Source organism: Candidatus Spechtbacteria bacterium (assembly GCA_016188605.1).
In the GTDB taxonomy this organism is placed as follows: Bacteria; Patescibacteriota; Minisyncoccia; order Spechtbacterales; family JACPHP01; genus JACPHP01.
The window spans coordinates 13,909-28,390 of the sequence record JACPHP010000013.1 but is presented as its reverse complement, the minus strand read 5'-3'; the positions used below and the strand labels follow the sequence as shown (position 1 = coordinate 28,390).

Genomic DNA, 14,482 nt, shown 5'->3' with positions numbered 1-14,482 from the left:
CCAATCTTATCAAAAATATATTGCTATTAGGATATCTCGCTATCAACCTCTTGGGGCTTGCTAAATTTTACGCACGGATATATAGTGTTAAATATACACAAAGAATGTGCAAAAAGTGTCTTTGTGATATATTTTGCGAGCGGAACATTTACAAATTAATTACCTCGCCGCAAGCAGCGGAGTATCCGAAGGTAATCCTTCGACTCGCTTTGACGGGCTCAGCGTAAACGCAAGCTCGCTCAGGATATTTTAGCTTCTGTTTATGCTAATCTCAAAGCAAGCTTTGAGATATTGTGGGCTAAATAAAAACGATGCAAAGCTACAAAGGAGGCATGGCAATGACTGCTAAAAACTGGCGCATCGGCATTATCGCTCATCCGAAAAAACCGGAGGCGCAAACAATGGCCCGTGAGGTTGCGGCGTGGCTCGCACAACAAAAAAATGTAACGGCGGAAATCTTCACCGAAAAATTTAAGCCATCTCCTCACTACGACCTCGTTGTCGTCTTGAGCGGCGATGGGTATTTAATACACACGGCATCCGCATTAGCTTCGACAAAAATACCGATTTTAGGCATCAATGCTGGCGATAAGGGATTTTTGACTATCGCCGGGCCTGATGATTGGCGCGAGGTGCTTTCTCGCGTCATTGCGGGAAGCTTCGCCGTGGAAAAACGGTTAATGCTGGACGTGCTTATCGACGGTAGTTCCAGTGTTCAACACGCAGCTAACGACGTGTATCTGCGCCATCCGGACGGCATGGTAGTTGTTAAGCTAGAAGTTGATGAAAAGACTGTCTTTAATCGACTTGTAGCCGATGGGGTTGTTATCGCAACGCCTATTGGTTCAACTGCTTATAACATGTCGGCAGGCGGGCCAATTGTTATGTATAGCATGGATTGCTTGCTAGTAACGCCCGTTGCGCCTATCGCACTGAATGCTAAGCCAATAGTCATTTCGCCTAATTCTATAATCCGTATTACCCTTGTGGCAACGCGGGCAGAACGACAAAATCAAGCCGCTTTTCTAAAGGTTGATGGCAGCCCGGCTATCAATATTAACGTTGGCCAGACGATAGTTGTGCGCGCGTCACAGACACGCACTAACTTTATCAGCTTTGGCAGCCATCAATTCATTGACGCGCTGCATCAAAAAGCAGGTCTCTTAGAATGACGAACAGCACTAACAAAAAGCGTATCGGCTGCCTTGGCCTTAGCGCGAACCCGCCGCACCTTGGCCATTTGGCCGCGGCGCGGGCGGTGCTGAAATCTGGGCTCGTTGATGAAGTATGGCTGATTCCTGTATTTGCGCACGCGTTCAATAAGCCGGACTTCGCGCCGTGGCGCCATCGTGTTGCCATGACAAAATTTTTGGAAGAGCCAGGGATTATCGTATGCGAGATTGAAGGCGAGCGTACTGTTGTTAGCTACACTGCTGACACTGTCGCGGCTTTACGCGAGCGTCACCCAGACTATGAATTTTTCTGGGTAATCGGCTCGGATATTGTCGCTCGCGGAGAATATCTGCAATGGCATAACTGGGACGAACTCAAAAATATGATCAGGTTCATCGTGATTGATAGGTCGGGTTATCCAATTTGTGAGAGCGACGTTCCAGAAAGATTTATTCGTCTTCATGATAGCGAGGTGAGATGCCAGTCAAGCACCCTCGCGCGCGAGTTGATACATAGGCATGAAGATGTCGCTAGCCTTGTAGGCGAACAAATCGCCTACTATATCAATCAGAACGAACTGTATAGCAACACAGAGGAGGCGCGCTATGGTAAACGCGACTAAACGCTACAGAGGAGCCATCATTGTAGTTGACGTTCAGAATGATTTTTGTCCCGGTGGGTCTTTGCCCGTTCCCAATGGCAATGAAGTTATTAGTGCGCTGAATGCTGTGCTTGAACTCGCGCAGCAGTTGGACGTGCTCGTATTCGCCTCGCGTGACTGGCATCCGGCCGAAACAAGTCATTTTGCTGACTTTGGCGGAGTATGGCCCACGCACTGCGTTCAGGATACCGAAGGCGCGGCATTTCATCCAGATCTTCATCTCCCTGCTACCGCTCATGTTCTCTCCAAGGGAACATTAAAAGACGAAGACGCGTATTCCGCGTTCCAAGGGCACGAGGAACAGGGTGATGACGGCCTGTCTCTCGCCGAGATATTGAAGACCGAGGGCGTAGAAACAGTCTGGATCGGAGGTCTTGCAACGGATTACTGCGTGAAAGCAACCGCGCTAGACGCGGTTCGCAATGGATTTACGACCGTTTTGCTCGTGGACGCATGTCGCGCGGTTGATATTCATGAGGGTGATGGCGACCGCGCTCTTGAGGAAATGGCGCAAGCTGGCGTTAAGTTAATGAGAACTTTTATTGACAACAGTCAAGAAGTTAAGTAGAATAGGCGCAATCTGTTCACAACGGGGCCCTGCGTGTGCGGGGCTCTTTTCATAGAAGCGTGGGAAGGAAAGCCGCCTACGCTTAAGCTTCCGCCGTCACTAAAGTTATGGCGGACTAGTCGGCGAGCCAAAGAAGGAGGGCGACAATGAGAACTTCTTATTCAGAGGCGCTATCGCGCGAGTTAGGGGCTAAGCGCAAGGCAATGATTGGCGAATTTCTCCAGCGTTGGTTCTTATTGGGCGGATTTATTTCGTCTGACACATACAAGAGAACCATGTGGAGCGCCAACTACGATCTTTCTCGATCTCCTGCGGCATATCATCTTACGTTACGCAAAGGCCTACCTGAAACAGGTGCTAACAACCGCCTGATTATGGCAGGGCATGAGTGGATGCTGCGGCAATGGTTCCTGAAGCCGTTAAAGCGCAGGGATATTGAGCTTGCCATCGACTGGTACACGACCAAGTCGGCGGTGCCATTATTTCCAGTAGAAATCTTTGATGACCTTCTTCGCACGCAGTCAGGCCAGAACATCTACCTGCCGATCGACATCGATGGCTTTCCCGGCGGGCAGACTTTTCTTGCCGGCGTGCCAGCTCTTGTGTTCACGGGCGTTGGTGGCATTGTGTCTTTCCTGGAGCCTCAGATGTGCCGGTATTATGGTCCAGTGATTCATGCGACCAAGGGCCGTTTGATGCACGAGGCGGCAGGTGACAGAAGCGCTGAATTTGGATACCGTGCCGACCCCAATGAGCCGATGACCATGGCCAAGCTTCTCGCTATCTATATTGGAAATGGCGGAAGCCGAATTCTTACATCCGCGGATATCGCTGAATTCATGTTTCCTTGGCTGTTCAAGACGATTGGAACGATAGGGCATGAATTCATGTGTGCCTTGCAGGATTTCCTAAAGGGTCTTGATCAAGCGGAGCGCGAGGCTATGGAGTTGTTCGTCACCGCACATGGCAATGGGTCGCTGCTCTGCGATCTAGTCGACGCAGAAACAGTTGGCCTGGAAAATGCCATCCGAGTTTTCAAGAACCACATCGAGGTAAGAGCTCTCGGAATTCGAGTGGACTCTGGCGACATTGCAGCGCAATGCGTGCAGATCTATCTGCGCATGAAGGCCGAGGGAATTGAGGGTCGAACCATCGTCTTCGAGGATGAAGTAACACCGGACAAGGTGCGCGAAGTGTTTGCATACTTCCTGGAACATACCGGGGTGGAGCCCACGATGCTATTCCCTGGTGCTGGCGGATATTATTACAGGGCGTTCCATCGCGACACGGTGTCTGCGGCGTTCAAACGGTCGTCGACCAATGGACACCCAAACACCAAATTCTCGAACAGTCCTGGAAAAGAATCAGTCCCGGGCATCATTCGAGTTTATGGTCGCGGTGACTGCATGGTCGTTGCTGACGAAAGCGAGAACATCGACGGAATCCCGCTTTACGTACCTCTGGTACGGAAAGGTCGGATCGTCTACAGCGAGGATATGGATTTCCAGCGTCAGGCTCGGCGTGCCGAGGAGACATGGAGTCAATACACCCATTACGAATTTTCTCCCCTGATTTCAGAATGGATGACAAAATTCCGCCAAATGCGCGCAGAAGCGCAGGAGCGAGTGCGAGCGCTACAACGCGCAGCGTAACCAGTACAACCTAATTGTAATCATAGAGCTAAAGGGCTGCTAACATGGCAACCCTTTTTGTTTTGAAGTATAATTACTACAGAACTTTGAATCGTGAATAGTGAATCACGAATTATGAATGCTAGTTAACAGCGTAGTCGCATGCACGATTCATGATTCGTTATTCAGAACTCATATAAGAATTATTAACTAATTTTTTTCGTATAATCATGGAAAACAACACTCAAGTTATGCAGGAGCGTTTCGGCTGGGGCGATATTGTTGGCTCTTTAATCATCGGTGAAGCTGTCGCCGTTTTATTTCATTTTATCGCGCAGAATATCGCGGTTAATTTGCCATTTGCAAACACTCTGCCATTTGTATTTCCAATTCTTTCGGTTATCGGACTATATGTCGCGTTTTGGCTGAATAAATATATTTCAATCGCGTATCAGGGAGCTAAATTCGCGCTTGTTGGGGTATTAAACACAGCTGTTGATTTTGGCGTGACTAACAGCTTAATCTTTTTCACTAGCATCGTAGTGGGATGGGAAGTGTCGGGCTTTAAGGCAGTCGGCTTTATAGTTGCGGTAATAAACAGTTATTTTTGGAATAAATATTGGACATTCCATAAAACTGCCGGTGGGGGCGCGACAGAGTTCGGGCAGTTTGTTGTTGTAAGCGTATTAGGATTTGCAATTAACGTTGGCATCGCGACTCTTTTTGTAAATTACATTCCTGCAATGGGCGGGCTTTCTCAAACTCGCTGGGACAATGTTGGGTTTCTCGCAGCGACCATTCTTTCTTTGCTATGGAACTTTGTGGGGTATAAGTTCTGGGTTTTTGCGACAAGAAACTCAAATTTCAAATCTTAAATCGCAAAACTACAACTCAAATCTTAAAACTACTGTGAAGATTTTAGATTTGCGATGTCGATTTGAGTTTTGCCATTTGAGATTTGCGATAAATAAATTTTAACAGCCATGTTTACTGAACTCATAATAATTCTGGTCGTTGCTGTGGGTATATCTATTGCCTTGTTTTTCGCGTTGCGCGGCCCGCTTGTTCGCATGATGGCAAATGAAGCTTCAAGGAATATGTCTTTTGAGCGTGAACGCATGATGGAACAGTTGCAAAATGCCTTTAATGTGCTTGAGGAAAAAATGAAGAAAGAAGAGCAATTTATTGAAAATAAAAAAGACTCCGTAAAAGAGGCGATTGATAAAATCCATAGCGAACTGGTACGGGCGCAACAACAAAACCAGGGAACAAATGAAAAGCAGGTAATGGCATTTAGCAAGTTATCCACTGTTTTAGAGGAGCATAAAAGTTTGGTGGGTAGTTTGAGAGAATCGACGGACAACTTGCGTTCTATCCTTTCTAATAACCAAATGCGCGGACATTACGGCCAGGAAGTGGCAGAAAATCTTCTCCGCGCTGTTGGCTTTGTGAAAGGACAGACTTATTTAGTAGAGCAAGCGCAGGAGAACACTACCACGCGGCCAGATTTTACTATTTTGCTTCCCGACAAAACAAAAGTAAACGTTGACGTAAAGTTTCCACTGGACGCGCTGTTGCGATTTCAGGAATCGGAAAAAGAGGTGGACAAACAGCACTATCTCAAGCAATTTACTAGCGACGTAAAACAAAAAATTAAAGAGGTAACAACGCGCGATTACATTAATCCAGAAGAAAACACGGTTGATTTTGTAATTTTGTTCGTGCCAAATGAGATGGTGTTTAGCTTTATTTACGATCAGCTATATGACGTATGGAATGAAGCAATGGCTAAAAAAGTTATTCTCGCGGGCCCGTTTAGCTTCACGGCAATTTTACGCATGATTTTTCAGGCATATCGCAATTTTACATACCAAACAAATATCCGCCAAATCACTAATTTATTCCGCCAATTTGAGGATGAGTACGAAAAATACAACAAAGAAGTAGATACGCTCGGCGCGCGCATCCAGTCTGTCCAAAATCAGTATCAGACAGTTTCTGTAACACGCGCAAAGAAACTCACATCCGTAGTAGATAAAATTAGAAGCGCCGACACTTTGCCGGAAGCAAATGGTTCCCCGGCAAGCATACTGGAAGAGGCGCAAGTAATAGAAGAATGATTACGCAAATACGAATATTTATTTCCCATAAATTTGTTTTCGCCGCTCTAGGTATTGCTTTGGGTCTGAATGCAATTACCTCGTTGCTTGCGCGCGTACAAAGCGATGCGCCACTCGTAACTAGATATACGATTCTTAGCGGTATTGAAGAAGTTGGAGATCCATCATCATTTTCATATTTACCCCTGCTCGCGCTGCTATTATTTACGATAAACATTATTTTGTCTTTCGTATTTTTTCATCGCGAAAGAACACTATCGTTAACATTTTTGTCTAGTGGAATTATTTGCGAAATTATTTTTCTTTTTGGCGTTCTATCGCTGCGCGCGGTAAATGGATATTAGTGCCGTTGGTAAAACGGCACTCGCGGACAGACGCAGACTTTACGCAGAAAAACGCAGAATACTCAAAACATGAATGATGATTTTTTTCTACTTCTAACAGCTTTAGCGATCGCAGCTGGTGCCGTGAGTTTTTTTGTTGCTAAAATAGTTGGGCATTATGCTCTTAAAATGGGTATTTATACACTGACAGATGGAAGCAAGATCGCAATGTGGGGCGGAATCGCCTTTGTTGCCCCGATGCTTATCATTGCGCCGTTAGTTATGGGTGCAGATACTGGGCAATCAATTATAATCTTGCTCGCAATTCTTTCCCTGGCGCTGTTCGGCTTGCTTGATGATATCGTGGGGTTTTCTCCTTTTCCGCAGCTTGCTATGCAAATTTTTGTAGCAGCCTCAATTGCTTTGAGTTTCGTTCAGCTGCGACACGACACCATTTCATTTTTAAGCATTGGCGGGATGGCAATTATTGCGATAGCTATGATTAACTCAATGAATGCTTTTAATTGGGTTGATGGCGTTGACGGGCTCGCTGCGAGCGTGGGCATAACTGGCTTGTTGATTCTAGGATTATTTTTTTGGCTCGCTGGTAACGGCTTGTACGCGCTGTACTCGTTTGTTTTTGCATCATCGCTTGCCGGTTTTTTATTTTTAAACTATTCTCCGGCGCGTTTATACATGGGTACTGCGGGAAGCATGGGCATGGGATTGTTAATCGCGCTCGCTCCGGCAATAAGGTGGGAATTAACTCCACTTTTTCTATGCGCCTTTGCCTTGCCGCTGGGAGACTGGTTTTCCGTTATCGCACAGCGAATTTTAGCTGCACGTCTTCCGTGGCAAGGAGGCGACCGCCGCCACCTGCATTACCGGCTTGTTGATATGGGCTGGGGCGCGAAGAAAATTGTATTGCTTTATGTTGGTGGCACCGCAGTCTTTGCTCTGTTAGGTATTATAAGTAGTCTATATGGCCTGGGATTCGTAAGCGCTGGCGCGGTACTTGTTACAGTATGTATTATGCCCATTTTATTAAATTTTACACATTCGGAGATTAAAAATAGCATACAGAATACCGAATACACCGTACAAGACGCGGAGTAATAAATACTGTATTCCGCATTCTCGATGTTGACGCATTGTTTATTATTTGGTACAAAGAATACTATGTTTGCAGTAATTAAAACAGGAGGAAAGCAATATATAGTAGAACCTGGAAAAAGGGTCCGGGTGGAGAAGCTTGAATTTCAAAAAGACGCGGAAGTCATTTTTGATTCCGTGCTTGTTTACGATTCACCGAAAGGCGTTGTTGTTGGTCAGCCGTTTGTGCCAGGTGTGTTTGTCCGTGGCAAGGTAACGGAGCAAGGCAAGGCAGACAAAGTTATTGTATTTAAATACACAAGCAAAAAGCGCACTAGGAAATTGAAGGGACATCGCCAACCTTTCACGGAAGTAGAAGTTGTGGCTATTGAAGAGGGTGCTGTTCCGAAGACGGTAGTTAAGTCAGAAAAAGTTGTCACAGCCAAACTGCAGACCAGAACTCGCGCGAAGACCGTGAAAAAATAGAAGACAGATGCCGTAATTGTCCAAGAGGGCAAGTTATGCTTAACGCAGTCCTCTTGGTTGCAATTACGAGCACTCAGTTATTTTATTTAGATAACTGAGCAACCCTACAGAATACAGGGCAAAGCAAAAAAGGAGGGTCTGACCCTCCTTTTTTGCTTACTTCCTTCCCTCTAGCGCATTGCGCAATGTTTCTTCGTCCACATATTCCAGCTCTGATCCAGTCGCAAGGCCGCGAGCAAGCCGCGTAACGCGAAGATTGCCGTAGTCGGGCAATTTTTTTAATACCTCTTCAATATACAGAGATGTAAACATGCCCTCGCGAGTAGGATTGAGCGCGAGTATGAGCTCCTTGCCGCCTACTCCACGTTGTTCAAATTTTTTGCGTAGGCCAGATACGCGCTCTTTGATGTTATTATCCTGTCGCATCGGGGTTAACATTCCGCCCAGAATATAGTAAATGCCATTATACACCCCCGCTTTTTCTACGCGCATTGCATCACTTTCTTTTTCTACCACACAAATAGTTGAGGCGTTGCGTTTGGGATGCAAGCAGATTGCGCAAAGATTTTGATCATTTCTTTCGTGAGGAAGATAACAGTTAGCGCATAAAGCAATCTCGTTTTGTAGTGTCCGCAATGAGTTCTGTAATGATGTCAGGCGTTGTTCGTCCTTCATCAGAAAAAACGCAAAACGAGCCGCTTGCCGCGGCCCTACGCCGGGAAGTTCGCTTAATTGCTCTATGAGCTGTTGGATTGGTTTTGGAAACATTGTAAAAAATGTTAAAACTCAAAACTAAAATCTCAAAACTAAAACGTAAATCGTAAAACTACTAGCGAAGATTTGAGTTTTAAGATTCAGTTTTGAGATTTGCCATTTAAGATTTTAGATTGATTATATCTCAAAATCCTCTAAACTAATCTCTTCATTCGAAGTCTCTTTGGGTGTTGGCGAGGGCATAGCAACTGGCTCTTGCGGCGCGCTGGCTTGGCTCGTTAGATTCTTAAAACTAACCACTCTATCATCGAAGTAAAGCTGAATTTTTCCTGTCGGACCATTGCGGTGTTTGGCGACAATAATATCAGCGATGTTATTGCGCTCCGCGTCCTCTTGGTCTTTATCGTCACGATGAATAAACAAAACTACGTCGGCATCTTGTTCTATGCTGTTATGCACAATAAAATCGTTTGCTACGAAATTATGCGTACCAGGAATAGTTGCGTCATAAACCTCTTCTTTTCCACATGGAGTTATAGAAGTAATCTCGTCCCAATAAATATCAGATTCGGCAAAATGGCGCAACTCGTTACTGGACAAGACGGTTGCGACACGCGTCAAACGTTCCCGCGACATGCCGCTTGCAAAAAGCGCCGAACCGTTATAGGCGACGTTCATACCCCTTGCCACGCCACGCCAGCTTATGCCAATTTTTTCTTTTTCAGGTTCCACTAGCATATCCCAAATTTCATTAGGGATAGTGTCGGTATTTGTATTAGGTGAAATCGCGCGTAATGCCGAAATAAGTTTTGGAATTATTTTTCCGCGTTCTCCGGCGCATCCTACTGTTTTAAGGAATTTGAGTTGTATGGGAGCGCTTTGAATAATAATATGATACATTGACCTATAATCATGTTGAGACACTTTTCTTAACGAGCTCCAAATCCCAATACGCAAAAGAAGGTGCTGAATATCTTGCGCAAGTTGTTTGCTGGAAGTTGCGTAATAAATTGCCGCAGTCGGCTTTCTCCCTGCAATTTTTTTCCATGAAATATTTCCATCCGTTGCCCATAAATGATGGAGGAATAGACAAATCTGCTCCGGCGAAGCATTGAAAAGCGCGACAGGAATCTGTTTATTGTAGGAACGCACTCTCTCCAACCCTAACTTTTTGTACCATAAAGTAATTGGGTGATATTTGCCCCGTGTAAGACGATAAGGTGATGGTAGATATACATGCCACCAATTTTTTTGCCTTACTATGCGGGGCGAAATGCCAAAAAGATTTGCAGCAGCTTGCGCGACGGTCTGTATGTTCTCCCAATCGGCACTTGTATAGTGCATAGGTTGGCGCGGTAAAATGCATCCATCGCCAATGAGGTGAGGAAGTAGAGTAAGTTCGTTTCTTGAAAGGTCTGCGCTTGATTTTTTTATTTCTAAAGCGCGCGGTAAAGCAATTCTAGCGCCTGGTTCAAGTTCATCAATTCTCTGCCAGCCGTGAAGCGTAAAGAATTTGTGATTAGACGAAGCCTTAATAGTTCGTCCGGTTTTGGTTTTAAGTTCAAAGATCTCTTTAACGCCATTTGAAAAGACTTTTTCTATTTTTGTGGAAATAATCCTATGATCTTGGTTGAGAGTAAAAACAGGAATATCTTTTTGTCCGACAAGCTCTTTGATATAAACTCGTTCTCCGGTATCTGCGCGTGTAATAAGCATATCTCCAGCAAGACATCCAGAATCTCTCAAATCCGAAAGGCGAGGGGAACCGCCTCTTTGTTCTACAGCGCGCGACAGCTGCGACAGCGCTAGCACGGGCACGTTTAGCTCGCGTGCCAGTCCTTTCAAGGAACGCGAAATTTCGGTAACCTGTTGCACTACCGGGTCGCTGGGATTGCGTGGTTGAATAAGTTGCAAATAGTCAACAATAATCAGCCCGAGTCCTCGCTCTGCCTGCAACCTGCGCGACATAGAACGAATTTGCAGCATACTGGCGCTTGCCGCGTCGTCAATAAAAATTGGTGCTTGCGAAAGAGTATCCAGAGCATGTTGCAATTTTGTAAAATCATTGTATTCTCCTTGTGAAGAAAGTTTGCCCGTGCGAATACGCCAAAGATCTACAGAACCCTGCGACGCGAGCATACGGTCAACTAGCTGGTCTTTTGACATTTCCAAGCTAAACAAGCCGACGGGTTGCTTGGCCTGTAACGCCGCTTGGCGCGCAATATCAAGCGCGAGGGAACTTTTTCCTCGGCTGGGGCGCGCAGCAAGAATAATGAGATCAGATTTTTGCAGTCCCGCGAGTATATTATCAAGATCATGAAAACCGGTTGGCATACCGCGCAAAGTGCCGTCATAATTATTAAGCTGGTCAATGCGGTTAAATGCCGATTCTAATTCTTGCTTAAACGGCACAAACGTTTGTGAAAGACTGTGCTGCGAAATTTGGAAAATTCTTTTTTCCGCTTCATCCAGCAGCTCGTCAATATTATCGCCCTCACGATAGCCAAGCTGGCCTATGTCGTATGCCGCGGTAATTAAATCGCGCAAAACGCGCTTTTGGCGTACGATATTTGCATAATGCACAACGTGAGTCGCGGTGGGCACGCGATTAATCAGTTCGGCAAGATAGCTGTGCCCGCCGATTTCCTCTAGCCGATTTTCTTCTTTGAGACGTTGAGAAAGACTGACAATATCAATCGGTTCTCGCCGCTCATATAACCCAACCATGGCAGAATAAATACCGCGATGCGTGCCGCGATAGAAATCATCGGCAAACAAAGCATCGGAAACTTTGTATATCGCGTCGCGATCAATCATTAAACAGCCCAAAACCGACTGCTCTGCTTCAATACTTTGCGGGGGAAGTTTGTCTGACTGAGTGTCTTTTGGCATATGGGTATATTACAATGAACAACGAACAATGAACAATTGACTATATACTGAATGACGGGGTATAGTAATTCATTACGTACTTTTACATGCTCATAACAACATAATTTGCGCTAAACGCGTCAGTCCTAAATAACAAACCGCAGAAGGAGGTCACTCATGTGCGGAGTGTTCGGGGTCGTCTCTCGCATGAAAGAAATAGATGCAACAACTATCGCCAAGGTTGCCTTCACCGGCCTATTTCAGCTTCAACATCGCGGTCAAGAAAGCGCTGGCATTACTGTTTCCTATAATGCTGATTTAGTAACTCATCGGGAGATGGGCACAATTGACTGGGTGTTTCGTAAACGCATCCCGGAAGAAAAAATTGTGGATCTAGTAGTTAATAACTTGGCTATGGCAAATGCCGACATCGCAAGCTATCTTGCGCGGTGGTTGGCGGAACAGTTTGACGCCGACAAGCGTAACATGAAAAAGCCGCTCAACAAAATGGAGCTGACGGATGTTCGGAGCCCGCTAGATGATATGCATGGCGATGCCGCCATTGCGCATGTGCGCTACTCAACAACAGGGGAGAGCACTTCGCGTAATATTCATCCTATTCTGTTTATTTTTCAGCATAAACAGGCAGCTATAGCGCATAATGGAAATCTTATTGGTCTTGAACAGTTGAAGGCAATTATTCAAGGACGCGGGGGTTACGCGCTGGAGGGAACCACTGACACCGAGCTTATCGCGGTGCTCATTCAAACATCCAGCGCGCCGACATTCAAGGAAGCCCTGATTGAAACGCTGGAATTATTGAAAGGATCTTTTTCGTTGGTTTTACTGTATGACAATATAGTTTATGCGGTAAACGATCGCTTTGCTATTCGCCCTCTTTGCGTGGGGGAAAATGAAGAATACGCTCTTGTCGCATCGGAAACATGCGCTTTGAATGCTTTTTCGTGCTCGAGCATTCAGGAACTTGCTCCAAGTACTCTCGTTACGCTGTCCCGCGAGGGAATTTGCGTGGAGCAATGGTGCCAGGCAGAGCAACGGCGCGGCTGCATGTTTGAACGTGTGTATTTTTCTCGCCCCGACTCACTTTTGGATAACAAGCGCATATATCTAACACGTCAAGCCATGGGTCGAGAGCTAGCGCGCGAACATCCTTTAACTGGAATAGATGTGGATATTGTGGTTCCAGTACTGGATTCTGGTTTGCCGGCTGCCATGGGTTACGCCAAAGAATTTGAATATACGCGTGGGATGTTTACTCATCTTTTTGAGACCGCGCTTATTAAGGGGCGGGTAAACAGGACATTCATGGATCCCATTGAAGACCAGCGATGGCTTCTGCAAGCTCTCAAGCACAACGGGATTCCCGAACTTCTGCGTGGTTGCATTGTCGTAATAGTAGATGATTCTATTGTAAGAAGCAACGCATCAAAGGCGGTTGTGCGAATTTTGCGAACTTTTGATCCACGTATGATTATCTTTCTTTCCGCGTCGCCGCAAATACAATATTCCTGTCATTTGGGCATAGACATCCCGAAGCGCGAAGGTTTAATCGCGTACGATCATTCTCTAGAAGAAATTCGCGCGGCAATCGGAGCGGACTATGTCGGCTATCTAAGTGTAGAGGGCTTGTACCGCGCAATTGGCAAGCCGCGCGCAAATTTTTGTGACGGATGCTTTACTGGCGAATATCCAGTCGCGCCAGTTGATTAAAAAGAAAAAGTCTCCTTGCAATTGTGCTAGGGGACTTTTAATTTTCTATGCATTTCGTATGATAAGAATAGAATAAGTAAGTTAAGTCTAACTAGTCTAACTAGGGAGGCCGGGACTCCCTAGTAAAGGAGATAATAATTATGGCCGACGAACAAGTTCATTACGCGACAGATAGGGAAGGCATGGAGCGCGATAGCGACATGGAGTTTTTTCGTCGTGGTTCAGGTCCCGGCGGGCAAAACGTCAACAAGGTGGAAACCAGCGTGCGTTTAACGCATCGTCCGTCTGGTATTGTGGTGACTGTAACCGAGAGCAGATCGCAATCGCAAAATAGGGAACTCGCCTTTGAACGATTGCGCGAGAAGCTGGAAGAGCTGAATAATCCGCCAGAGCCGCGCGTGCCAACAAAAGTTCCGCGCAGTGAAAAACGCAAGCGACGAGAGGAAAAACGCAAGCAGTCAGAAAAAAAGGCAGGCAGAAAAGAGATGGCAAAAGAATAATTGACCAATACTGTGAGCGGTTACATTCGGCAAAATTGACCCATCAACGCGCGGCTACTAATCTTAGTAGCCGCTTTTTCTATTTTGATAACAAAGCTTTATTAGCGCTCTTTCTTCTTTAATATCTCCAACTCTTCTATAACTTTCTGTAATTGTTTTTCAATCAATGAAAATGCTTTGGCTGTTGCAAACGTTGTTTTTTGTTCTTCTTTTTCTTCTTCCGCCTGAATTTCGTCTACATCCTCGGATATTTCCTTAATATCATCTTCTATTTCATCAACATTTTCTTCCAATTTATCTACATCGCCCTCTAATTCCTGCACATCTTCGTGAATATCCATCACGTTTTCCGTAACAGTTTCAATATGTTCCGCGCTTCTATTGACAGTCATTTGAATGAATATAGCCAAGTAAATTGCCTCAAGTGATACTGCTGTTGTTAAAATTAACAAAATACTATCTACGGAAAACCCGACGTATCGCAAACCGAAAATTCCCACAAATAAAAACGAATGCACAATTAAGGATACGGGGGTTCCCGCCATTTCTGTTAATTTTATGGCAATCTTTTCCAAGACGCCGAAGTGTTTTTGTTGATTTTGCATATTTTTT

At 45.5% G+C, this 14,482-nt stretch carries 14 protein-coding genes; 11 read left to right on the top strand and 3 right to left on the bottom strand.

Annotated elements, in window-relative coordinates; translation table 11 throughout:
• Positions 1-338 precede the first annotated feature (338 nt).
• From HYV65_02680 to rplU, 9 genes are all read left to right on the top strand, one after another.
• Positions 339-1,172 (top strand): NAD(+)/NADH kinase, encoded by an 834-nt coding sequence (locus HYV65_02680; GenBank protein MBI2463115.1) that lies wholly within the window; start codon positions 339-341, stop codon positions 1,170-1,172.
• On the top strand, positions 1,169-1,795 hold the full coding sequence (gene nadD, locus HYV65_02675) for a nicotinate (nicotinamide) nucleotide adenylyltransferase (protein MBI2463114.1): 627 nt from the start codon (positions 1,169-1,171) through the stop codon (positions 1,793-1,795). Before HYV65_02680 ends, nadD begins: the two co-directional genes overlap by 4 nt.
• The gene (locus HYV65_02670) at positions 1,779-2,402 is read left to right on the top strand and encodes a nicotinamidase (protein ID MBI2463113.1); all 624 of its coding nucleotides are present in this window, start codon (positions 1,779-1,781) and stop codon (positions 2,400-2,402) included. Before nadD ends, HYV65_02670 begins: the two co-directional genes overlap by 17 nt.
• Before the next feature lie 146 nt (positions 2,403-2,548).
• Positions 2,549-4,054: a hypothetical protein gene (locus tag HYV65_02665; protein ID MBI2463112.1), complete on the top strand. Its 1,506-nt coding sequence runs from the start codon at positions 2,549-2,551 to the stop codon at positions 4,052-4,054.
• 209 nt (positions 4,055-4,263) lie between these two features.
• Entirely contained in the window at positions 4,264-4,908 is a 645-nt protein-coding gene (locus HYV65_02660; protein ID MBI2463111.1) for a GtrA family protein, read from the top strand.
• Between the two features lie 108 nt (positions 4,909-5,016).
• A complete protein-coding gene (locus tag HYV65_02655; protein MBI2463110.1) occupies positions 5,017-6,153 on the top strand; it encodes a DNA recombination protein RmuC in 1,137 nt (378 codons plus the stop codon).
• Complete coding sequence (locus HYV65_02650) at positions 6,150-6,497, top strand: hypothetical protein (GenBank protein MBI2463109.1); 348 nt, start codon at positions 6,150-6,152, stop codon at positions 6,495-6,497. Before HYV65_02655 ends, HYV65_02650 begins: the two co-directional genes overlap by 4 nt.
• 69 nt (positions 6,498-6,566) lie before the next feature.
• Positions 6,567-7,592, top strand: a complete 1,026-nt coding sequence (locus HYV65_02645) for an undecaprenyl/decaprenyl-phosphate alpha-N-acetylglucosaminyl 1-phosphate transferase (GenBank protein ID MBI2463108.1) — start codon at positions 6,567-6,569, stop codon at positions 7,590-7,592.
• Positions 7,593-7,655: 63 nt separating this feature from the next.
• Positions 7,656-8,054 carry a 50S ribosomal protein L21 gene (gene rplU / locus HYV65_02640; protein ID MBI2463107.1) on the top strand — a complete coding sequence of 133 codons (399 nt, stop codon included), beginning with the start codon at positions 7,656-7,658 and terminating at the stop codon, positions 8,052-8,054.
• Positions 8,055-8,210: 156 nt separating this feature from the next.
• On the opposite strand, the gene recR is transcribed toward rplU, so the two are convergent.
• A complete protein-coding gene (gene recR, locus HYV65_02635) occupies positions 8,211-8,822 on the bottom strand; it encodes a recombination protein RecR (GenBank protein MBI2463106.1) in 612 nt (203 codons plus the stop codon).
• A 123-nt stretch (positions 8,823-8,945) separates the two neighbouring features.
• Complete coding sequence (locus HYV65_02630) at positions 8,946-11,660, bottom strand: replicative DNA helicase (protein ID MBI2463105.1); 2,715 nt, start codon at positions 11,658-11,660, stop codon at positions 8,946-8,948.
• A 156-nt stretch (positions 11,661-11,816) separates the two neighbouring features.
• Between HYV65_02630 and HYV65_02625 the strand changes: the two genes are divergently transcribed.
• Together HYV65_02625 and HYV65_02620 are read left to right on the top strand one after the other, a co-directional pair.
• Positions 11,817-13,370, top strand: a complete 1,554-nt coding sequence (locus tag HYV65_02625) for an amidophosphoribosyltransferase (protein MBI2463104.1) — start codon at positions 11,817-11,819, stop codon at positions 13,368-13,370.
• 140 nt (positions 13,371-13,510) lie between these two features.
• The gene (locus HYV65_02620; GenBank protein MBI2463103.1) at positions 13,511-13,870 is read left to right on the top strand and encodes a peptide chain release factor-like protein; all 360 of its coding nucleotides are present in this window, start codon (positions 13,511-13,513) and stop codon (positions 13,868-13,870) included.
• Positions 13,871-13,971: 101 nt separating this feature from the next.
• Here HYV65_02620 and HYV65_02615 read toward each other — a convergent pair whose 3' ends face one another.
• A complete protein-coding gene (locus tag HYV65_02615) occupies positions 13,972-14,475 on the bottom strand; it encodes a DUF1003 domain-containing protein (GenBank protein MBI2463102.1) in 504 nt (167 codons plus the stop codon).
• Positions 14,476-14,482: the final 7 nt, after the last annotated feature.

Coding starts and splice junctions, on each gene's coding strand:
- HYV65_02680 (MBI2463115.1), top strand. CDS start 339: ATGACTGCTAAAAACTGGCGCATCGGCATTATCGCTCATCCGAAAAAA.
- nadD (MBI2463114.1), top strand. CDS start 1,169: ATGACGAACAGCACTAACAAAAAGCGTATCGGCTGCCTTGGCCTTAGC.
- HYV65_02670 (MBI2463113.1), top strand. CDS start 1,779: ATGGTAAACGCGACTAAACGCTACAGAGGAGCCATCATTGTAGTTGAC.
- HYV65_02665 (MBI2463112.1), top strand. CDS start 2,549: ATGAGAACTTCTTATTCAGAGGCGCTATCGCGCGAGTTAGGGGCTAAG.
- HYV65_02660 (MBI2463111.1), top strand. CDS start 4,264: ATGGAAAACAACACTCAAGTTATGCAGGAGCGTTTCGGCTGGGGCGAT.
- HYV65_02655 (MBI2463110.1), top strand. CDS start 5,017: ATGTTTACTGAACTCATAATAATTCTGGTCGTTGCTGTGGGTATATCT.
- HYV65_02650 (MBI2463109.1), top strand. CDS start 6,150: ATGATTACGCAAATACGAATATTTATTTCCCATAAATTTGTTTTCGCC.
- HYV65_02645 (MBI2463108.1), top strand. CDS start 6,567: ATGAATGATGATTTTTTTCTACTTCTAACAGCTTTAGCGATCGCAGCT.
- rplU (MBI2463107.1), top strand. CDS start 7,656: ATGTTTGCAGTAATTAAAACAGGAGGAAAGCAATATATAGTAGAACCT.
- recR (MBI2463106.1), bottom strand. CDS start 8,822: ATGTTTCCAAAACCAATCCAACAGCTCATAGAGCAATTAAGCGAACTT.
- HYV65_02630 (MBI2463105.1), bottom strand. CDS start 11,660: ATGCCAAAAGACACTCAGTCAGACAAACTTCCCCCGCAAAGTATTGAA.
- HYV65_02625 (MBI2463104.1), top strand. CDS start 11,817: ATGTGCGGAGTGTTCGGGGTCGTCTCTCGCATGAAAGAAATAGATGCA.
- HYV65_02620 (MBI2463103.1), top strand. CDS start 13,511: ATGGCCGACGAACAAGTTCATTACGCGACAGATAGGGAAGGCATGGAG.
- HYV65_02615 (MBI2463102.1), bottom strand. CDS start 14,475: ATGCAAAATCAACAAAAACACTTCGGCGTCTTGGAAAAGATTGCCATA.